Genomic DNA, 1,141 nt, shown 5'->3' with positions numbered 1-1,141 from the left:
GCCGCCCATCCTTTCTCAGGAGCTTCCTCGCCACCGAGGCTGCCGGCGGCATCATCCTGATGGCGGTGGCGGCGCTCGCCCTGATCGTGGCCAATTCCCCGCTCGGCGAAGCCTATTTCCATACGCTCCACCTCTATATCGGTGGTCTTAGCCTGCTGCACTGGATCAATGACGGGCTGATGGCGCTGTTCTTCCTGCTGGTCGGCCTGGAGATCAAGCGCGAGGTGCTGGACGGACAGTTGTCGAGCTGGCCGCGCCGGGCCCTGCCGGGCATCGCCGCTGTCGGCGGCATGGTGGTGCCGGCCCTGATCTTCGTGGCGGTCAACTGGCGGACGGAGGGCACGCTGCAGGGCTGGGCCATTCCCTCGGCCACCGACATCGCCTTCGCCCTCGGCGTGCTGGCCCTGCTCGGCCCAGGCGTACCGGCTTCGCTGAAAGTCTTCCTCACCGCTCTCGCCATCATCGACGATCTCGGCGCGGTGGTGATCATTGCCCTGTTCTATACCGCCTCCCTGAACATCTGGATGCTCAACGGCGCGTTCGTCGTCCTGGTAGTGCTTTCCCTCATGAACCGACGCGGCGTCACCTTCCTGCCGGCCTATCTGGCACTCGGCGTGGTGTTGTGGGTCCTGACCTATCTGTCCGGCGTGCATGCCACGCTAGCTGGCGTGGCGCTTGCCTTCACCATCCCGCTGCGCCGCGAGGGCGGGCATGAGCATGACCATACGCCGCTGCACAAGCTCGAGCACGGCCTCCACCCCTGGGTCACTTATCTGATCGTGCCGATCTTTGGTTTCGCAAATGCCGGCGTCGCGCTCGGCGGCCTGTCGCTCGGCAATCTCGTCGACCCCGTCACGCTGGGCGTCACACTCGGCCTGTTCGTCGGCAAGCAGATCGGCGTCTTTGCCTTCGCGGCCCTCGCTATCCGAGCCAATTGGGCCGAATTGCCGGCCAATGCCAATTGGCGCCATCTCTATGGCGTGGCGCTGCTCTGCGGCATCGGCTTCACCATGAGCCTGTTCATCGGCGGCCTTGCCTATGCCAATGCCCCGAACTTGCTCGACGAGACCAAGATCGGCGTGCTGCTGGGCTCCATCCTTTCGGCCGTATTCGGCGCAATCTTGCTGCGAACCACGAAACC

1 protein-coding gene is annotated in these 1,141 nt (G+C 64.7%); it reads left to right on the top strand.

Going from position 1 to position 1,141, the window contains the following annotated elements:
- A partial coding sequence (gene nhaA, locus U1R88_RS35565) for a Na+/H+ antiporter NhaA (protein ID WP_322435556.1) occupies window positions 1-1,141 on the top strand: 1,141 nt, incomplete at both ends.

The sequence above is a fragment of the Labrys sedimenti genome (genome assembly GCF_034424805.1).
Lineage (GTDB): Bacteria > Pseudomonadota > Alphaproteobacteria > Rhizobiales > Labraceae > Labrys > Labrys sedimenti.
The sequence above is the reverse complement of the archived record's forward strand: the minus strand, read 5'-3'. Positions and strand labels throughout refer to the sequence as shown.